The organism is Micromonospora arida (assembly GCF_003857035.1).
Classification (GTDB): domain Bacteria; phylum Actinomycetota; class Actinomycetes; order Mycobacteriales; family Micromonosporaceae; genus Micromonospora; species Micromonospora arida.
This window is the reverse complement of record NZ_QGSY01000095.1, coordinates 1-6,779: the sequence shown is the minus strand read 5'-3', so window position 1 is coordinate 6,779 and position 6,779 is coordinate 1. Positions and strand designations below refer to the sequence as shown.

5 protein-coding genes are annotated in these 6,779 nt (G+C 72.5%); 2 read left to right on the top strand and 3 right to left on the bottom strand.

Translation table 11 applies throughout. The features are described 5' to 3' along the window. Positions 1 to 245: 245 nt before the first annotated feature. Both DLJ58_RS04355 and DLJ58_RS04350 read right to left on the bottom strand, forming a co-directional pair. Positions 246 to 1,616 (bottom strand): sensor histidine kinase, encoded by a 1,371-nt coding sequence (locus tag DLJ58_RS04355; protein WP_124853964.1) that lies wholly within the window; start codon positions 1,614 to 1,616, stop codon positions 246 to 248. A gap of 71 nt (positions 1,617 to 1,687) precedes the next feature. Next, a complete protein-coding gene (locus tag DLJ58_RS04350; RefSeq protein ID WP_124853963.1) occupies positions 1,688 to 2,344 on the bottom strand; it encodes a response regulator transcription factor in 657 nt (218 codons plus the stop codon). Positions 2,345 to 2,439: 95 nt separating this feature from the next. On the opposite strand from DLJ58_RS04350, the gene DLJ58_RS04345 reads away from it, so the two are divergent. Beyond that, on the top strand, positions 2,440 to 3,567 hold the full coding sequence (locus tag DLJ58_RS04345; RefSeq protein ID WP_124853962.1) for a LolA family protein: 1,128 nt from the start codon (positions 2,440 to 2,442) through the stop codon (positions 3,565 to 3,567). Positions 3,568 to 3,636: 69 nt separating this feature from the next. Here the strand turns inward: DLJ58_RS04345 and DLJ58_RS04340 are convergent, their stop codons facing one another. Next, positions 3,637 to 4,263, bottom strand: coding sequence for an SGNH/GDSL hydrolase family protein (locus DLJ58_RS04340; protein WP_124853961.1), 627 nt, complete (start codon positions 4,261 to 4,263; stop codon positions 3,637 to 3,639). Between the two features lie 146 nt (positions 4,264 to 4,409). Between DLJ58_RS04340 and DLJ58_RS04335 the strand changes: the two genes are divergently transcribed. Continuing rightward, positions 4,410 to 6,722 (top strand): HelD family protein, encoded by a 2,313-nt coding sequence (locus tag DLJ58_RS04335; protein WP_124853960.1) that lies wholly within the window; start codon positions 4,410 to 4,412, stop codon positions 6,720 to 6,722. Positions 6,723 to 6,779: the final 57 nt, after the last annotated feature.

Genomic DNA, 6,779 nt, shown 5'->3' with positions numbered 1-6,779 from the left:
CAGCGTGGGCTACCCGTTGACGAGCCCGTCGTGACACGCCGTCACGCCCGACGCCCCGCCCACAACTCCGGCCCAGGCTTTGCTCTGCTTACCTATACGCACCACCTCGGATGAGCAGCTGAAACGTCGCGACCGCCGCTACAACATGTGTCGGCGATGATCACGTTGCGTAGCTGTCGCATCCGCGGGTGCAGAGCAAAGGGGGATCGGTGGGCGGTTGGGGGGAGGCCGCCGTCACGGACCGTCTACCTTTGGCCGTCCTCGGCCGGCAACGCTGGCAGCAGCAGGCACACCCGTAGTCCTCGCTGCTCCGGCGCGTCGGTCAGGGTGATGCTGCCGCCCGCGCGTCGGACCAACTCCCGGACGATGGCCAGCCCCAGACCGGCGCCCCCGTCGTCGCGGGCCCGTCCGTCATCCAGCCGGGTGAACCGGTCGAAGACCCGCTCCCGGTCCGCCAACGCGATCCCCGGGCCGTCGTCGGTCACCGTCACCAGGTGGTACGCCCCGACGCCAGGCCTGACCGCGGAGCCCTCCGTCGACGTCGCCTCGGCGGCGAGCACGACACTGCCGGACGCGTGCCGTACCGCGTTGTCGACCAGGTTGGCCAGCACGCGACGCAACTCCTCGACGGTGCCGATCGTCCAGAGCGGGCCGGCCGGCAGCCTCACCCGCACCGGCGGCGACGGGTAGCGGGCGGCGACCTCGGTCAGCAACGCGCCCAGCTCCACCGGGCCGGTCCCCCGGGTCGGCGGGGCCTCGTCCAGCCGCGCCAGCAGCAGGAGATCGTCGACCAGGCGGCTCAACCGGTCGGTGTCGGCGAGCAGGTTGGCGGTCACCGCCGTCCAGTCCGTCCGGTCGGCGAGGCGCTGGGCAACCTCCAGCTCGGTCCGGATGTTGGTCAACGGGCTGCGCAGCTCGTGTGCGGCGTCGGAGACGAAGGCCCGCTGCCGGACGCGGGCGGACTCCAGCCGGCCCAGCATGCCGTTGAGGGTGACCGCCAGACGGTGGATCTCGTCGGCCGACGCCGGCACCGGCAGCCGGCCGGCGCCGGCCCTCCCGGTGATCTCCTCGGCACCTCGACGTAACGCCTCGACCGGCCGCAGGGTCGCCCCCACCACCCGCCACGCCACTCCGGCCAGCACGGCCACCAGCAGCGGGAACGCCACCAGCAGGATGGTCCGGACCACATGGGTGCTGTGCCGCACGTCGGCCATCGAGCGGGCGACCAGCACGGTGAGCGGGTCGGCCGCGGTGCCGGCGGGTACGGCGACCACCCGGACCGGGCCGACGAGCCCGACCCGCTCGGCTGGCACCTCCAACCGCTGCCGACCGTCGCGGTTCAGTCGCTCCGGGCGGACCATCGGCACCAGACGGTCGGCGTCGATCGAGGCCGCCCGGATTCGTCCCTGCCCGTCGACGACCTGCACGCGGACCTGCCCCCCGGCCACGGGCAGCGGGTCGGGCAGCGCGTCCTCGGCGGCGAGCAGCGCGACCGCGTCGGCCGTACGGAACGCCTCGGTGTCGACCGTGCGCTGGAGCACGAAGCTGAGCGCGCCGAGCAGCACCACCCCGCCGAGGGCCAGCCCGATGGTGAGACCGACCACACCGATCGCCATGAGCCGCCCGCGCAGCCCGAGGACCGGCATCCAGCCGACCCCGGCCCGGGTGGGTGCCGGGCCGTCGGCGGTCACGTCGCCAGCCGGTAGCCGGCGCCCCGGACCGTCTCCAGCCGGTCCCGGCCGAGCTTGCGGCGCAGGTAGCCGACGTACACCTCGACGGCGTTCGGCGCGGTCTCCAGGCTCGCGTCCCAGACGTGGTCCAACAACTCGACCTTGGAGATCACCTGGCCTGGCCGGCGCTCCAGGTAGTCCAGCAGCGCGAACTCCCGCGCGGTCAGCGCCACCTCGGCGTCCGCCCGGGTCACCCGCCGGCGGGCCGGGTCCAGCCGCAGGTCACCAACCGCCAGCACGGTCGGGCGCTCTGGCGCGCCCCGACGCAGCAGGGCCCGCAGCCGGGCCAGCAGCACCACGTACGAGAAGGGTTTGGTCAGGTAGTCGTCGGCGCCGCAGTCGAGGCCGTCGGCCTGGTCGTACTCGCCGTCCTTGGCGGACAGCATCAGCACCGGCAACCAGTGCTGCTCCGCGCGCAGCCGCCGGACCAACTCGTACCCGGAGAGGCCGGGCAGCATCACGTCGAGGATCATGGCGTCGTACCCGCCGTGCCGGGCCGCGTCCAGGCCCGCCGGGCCGGTTGCCGCCACGTCCACCGCGAACCCCTCCGCCTGGAGACCGCGTTGCAGGGCAGCCGCCAACCGGGCCTCGTCCTCCACCACCAGCACCCGCACAGCTCAAGGGTGCCACCCGGGTCAATCAGCGCGGTTCGGTGTCCTCAGCCCGTTCACAGCACGGGCGAGGCAAGATGGCCGCAGGAGGTGCCACCATGTCCGTCCTGAGAAGCCGTCCCGTCCTTCGCTGGCTGGTTCCGGCCACCGCGGCCGTCGCCGTCATCGGCGGTGGCGCGGCGATCGGCACGTTCGCCGCCGAGGCCGAGCCGAGCCTGCCGCCCCGAACCGCCGCTCAGCTCCTGGTCGACCTGCAGACATCCCGGCTGGAGGGTTTGTCCGGGACCGTCGTGCAACGCGCCGACCTCGGCCTGCCGCCCCTCGTCGGGCTGGTTCCCGGCAACGAGCTGACCACCCTGCTGACCGGCACCCACACCCTGCGGGTCTGGTATTCCGGGCCGGACCAGCAGCGGGTCGCGCTGATGGACACGCTGGGCGAGCAGGACATCATCCGCAACGGCCGGGACCTGTGGACGTGGCAGAGCCGCAGCAACACCGCCACCCACCGCACGCTGGGCGGAGACGCCGGGGCCTGGAAGCCCGCCCCCGAGCCGGCGGCGAGCCTGCCGGCCACCCCGCAGCAGGCCGCCGACCTGGCGTTGGACGCGATCGACCCGAGCACCGAGGTCAGCGTGGGCCGGTCGGCCACCGTCGCCGGCCGCGACGCGTACGAGTTGGTGCTCCAGCCGCGCGACCAGGACTCCCTGGTGCACCAGTTGCGGATCGCCATCGACGCCAAGCAGCATGTGCCGCTGCGCTTCGAGGTGCTCGCGAAGGGCAGCGACCGGCCGGCGTTCGAGGTGGCCTTCACCCAGGTCGACTACCGCCGCCCCGACGCTGACCAGTTCCGCTTCAACCCGCCGCCCGGCGTGACGGTCAACGAGGAGAAGGCCGAACGCCCCACGGGCAAGCCCGGTCACGTCGAGCCGAAGGGTGACCCGCAGGTCCGCGCGGTCGGCGACGGCTGGACGACCGTGCTGGTTGGCCGCCTCGACGGGGCCGATGTCGGCCGCAAGCCCGCCACGAAGCCGGCCGCTCCCAAGGCCGCCGCCGGGCCGGACCTGGACATGTCGAAGCTGCTCGGCGGGCTGCCGGCGGTCAGTGGTGACTGGGGCAGCGGTCGGCTCCTCACCAGCAAACTGTTCAGCGTCCTGCTCACCGACGACGGCCGGGTGCTGGCCGGAGCGGTGACGCCGGAGCGGCTCTACCAGGCCGCGCGCGGCTGATCTCCGCGGTGTTCGCGCCGGGTCGACCTGACGGTCGGCCCGGCGCTTTTTCTCTGGGTCAGGCCGAGGTCAGGAGACGCCGAGGGCGCTGAGGTACGCGTCGGCGAGGACCGCGTGGCCGGGCAGGTGCGGGTGGACGCGGTCGTCGGCCCAGCGCGTCGCCGGACTCACCGCCAGCACCCGGTCGAACGCCGCCTGGTTGGGCACGTGCACCGCGTCGAACTCGGTGGCCAGCCCCGCCACGACCGCCGCGTACCGGTCGGTGTCGGCGCGTTGCGGGACGCTCCGGTCGGCCTCGATGAAGAACGGGTCGCCGAGGATCAGTCGGCAGCCGGTGGCGTCGACCGCCCGACGGAGCAGGTCACGCAGGGTTCGCTCGTACTCCTCGATGCCGACGGCCTCATCCGGCCGGTCACCGTAGTGCCGCCAGATGTCGTTGATGCCGATCAGCACCGCGAGCCAGTCGGGGCGCTCGGCGATGGCGTCGTCGTCCCAGCGGGCGGCCAGGTCGCGCACGGTGTCGCCGCCCACACCCCGGTTGACCCACTCCAGCTCCAACTCCGGGTGCCGCGCGTCGACCAGGGCGCGCACGAGACTCACATATCCGCTGCCGTAGGGCGCGGCGACGTCACGTCGACCACAATCGGTGATGCTGTCCCCGATGAAAACCATCCGTTGCCCGGTCCGCAGGATCATCCGCCGCCACCTCGCGATCACCGGCGCGCCGGACCGCCCGGCTTGGTGAGAACCGGCGGAACGCGCTATCTTCAACAGTTCGAAGGCACAAAAAAGAACGGCTGAAAGCCGTTCCTGCAAAGGATTCTAATCTTTAGGGAGACGGCTTGTCAAGGCACTCCGGCGGTTCCGGCGAATTGCCGCTCGACGACGAGATCGGTCGCGAGCAGGAGTACGTCTCGATGCTCTACAACCGGCTGGACCAACTGCGTGAGCAGGCTGCCCACCGGCTCACCGCCGAGCTGCACAACACCGGCGGCACCCTCCAGGACCGCTCGCAGCGCGACAGCTCGGTAGCGATGTACGCCGATCAGGTCGAACAGTTCTCCGCCGTGGAGAACGGGCTCTGCTTCGGCCGTCTCGACGGCGACGACGACTCCCGCCGCTACATCGGCCGGATCGGCATCTTCGACACCAGGGGCGACTACGACCCGCTGCTGATGGACTGGAGGGCACCCGCCGCCCGCCCGTTCTACCTCGCCACCGCCGCGAACCCGCAGGGCGTACGCCGTCGCCGGCACCTGCGCACCCGACAGCGCAAGGTGACCGGGCTCAACGACGAGGTCCTCGACATCGACACCGCCTCCCCCGGCGCCCACGAGGAGTTGACCGGTGAGGCGTCGCTGCTCGCCGCGCTCAACGCGGGCCGTACCGGCCGGATGCGCGACATCGTCGAGACCATCCAGGCCGAACAGGACGAGGTCATCCGCGCGGAACTCCCGGGCGTGATGGTGGTCCAGGGCGGTCCCGGTACCGGCAAGACCGCTGTCGCGCTGCACCGTGCGGCGTACCTGCTTTACACGCACCGCCGGGAACTCTCCAGCCGCGGTGTGCTGCTGGTCGGCCCGAACGCGACCTTCCTGCGCTACATCTCCCAGGTGCTGCCGACGCTGGCCGAGACCGGCGTGCTGCTGCGTACCCAGGGGGATCTCTTTCCCGGGGTGAGTGCCCAACGGACCGAGCCGGCCGAGACCGCGGCGCTCAAGGGCCGGGCGGTGCTGGCCGAGGTGTTGGCGCTGGCCGTACGGGACCGGCAGTGGGTGCCGGACGAGCCGCTGGAGATCGAGGTCGAGCGGGAGACGCTGACCCTCGACCCGGAGATCGTGCGCGCGGCCCGGGACCGGGTCCGCCGCGCCGACCGACCGCACAACCTGTCCCGCGCGCTGTTCGACGTGGAGATCGTCCACGCGCTCGCCGACCAGGTGGCCGAACGGATCGGCGCCGACCCGCTCGGCGGGGACAACCTCCTCGACGAGGCGGACCGGGCCGAGATCCGCCGCGAACTGCGCGAGGAGACGGAGATCCAGGCCGCCCTGGACCGGCTGTGGCCGGTGCTCACCCCACAGCGGCTGCTCGCCGACCTGTACGCCGACCCGGACCGGATCGCCGCCGCCGCGCCGATGCTCAGCGAGGACGAGCGGGCGCTGTTGCGGCGCGAGCGCGGTGGCTGGACGCCGGCCGACGTCCCGCTGCTGGACGAGGCCGCCGAACTGCTCGGTGAGGACGAACGCGCCGCCGCCGCCCGCCGGGACCGCATCCGGATGATGGAACGGGAGTACGCCGAGGGCGTGCTGGAGATCGCCCGGGGTTCCCGCTCGATCGACGTCGAGGACGAGGCCGAGGGCGGTGAGATCCTCGGCGTGACCGACCTGATCGACGCCGATCGGCTATTGGAGCGGCAGGAGGAGGCCGACCGGCTGACCACCGCGCAGCGGGCCGCTGCCGACCGCACCTGGGCGTTCGGCCACGTGATCGTGGACGAGGCGCAGGAGCTCTCGCCGATGGCCTGGCGACTGCTGATGCGCCGCTGCCCGAGCCGGTCGATGACCATCGTCGGGGATGTGGCACAGACCGGCGCGCTGAGCGGCACGCCGTCCTGGGCGGATGCCCTCGCCCCGTACGTCGAGCAGCGGTGGCGGCTCACCGAGCTGACGGTCAGCTACCGCACTCCCGCTGAAATCATGGCGGTCGCCGCCGACGTACTGGCCGAGATCGACCCGGCGCTGCGACCGCCGCGCTCGGTGCGGGAGAGCGGCGTACCGCCGTGGGACCGGACGGTGCCCGACGGTCGGCTGGCGGCGGAGTTGGTCGCCGAGGCCACCCGGGAGGCGGCCGGGCTGACCGAAGGGCGGCTCGGTGTGCTCGTGCCCGCCGGCCGGGTGGGCGAGTTGGGCGCGGCGGTGACCGCCGCCCTGCCGGAGGCCGCCGTCGGCGAGCATCCGGAGCTGGAGAGCCGGGTGGTGATGTTGACAGTCGCGCAGGCCAAGGGGTTGGAGTTCGACTCGGTGCTGGTGGTCGACCCGGACCGGATGGTGGCCGAGTCCCCCCGTGGGCGCAGCGACCTGTACGTAGCCCTGACCCGCGCCACCCAACGCCTAGGAGTCCTCCGCCCAACTCCCACCCCAACCCCCACCCTCTGAGTCGATCATGAGGTTGACGTGGACTGTGATCTCTGTCAGCCACGTCAACCTCATGAT

Excerpts from the sequence above, each read along its gene's own strand:
- DLJ58_RS04355 (WP_124853964.1), bottom strand. The coding sequence starts at position 1,616 with ATGGCGATCGGTGTGGTCGGTCTCACCATCGGGCTGGCCCTCGGCGGG.
- DLJ58_RS04345 (WP_124853962.1), top strand. The coding sequence starts at position 2,440 with ATGTCCGTCCTGAGAAGCCGTCCCGTCCTTCGCTGGCTGGTTCCGGCC.
- DLJ58_RS04340 (WP_124853961.1), bottom strand. The coding sequence starts at position 4,263 with ATGATCCTGCGGACCGGGCAACGGATGGTTTTCATCGGGGACAGCATC.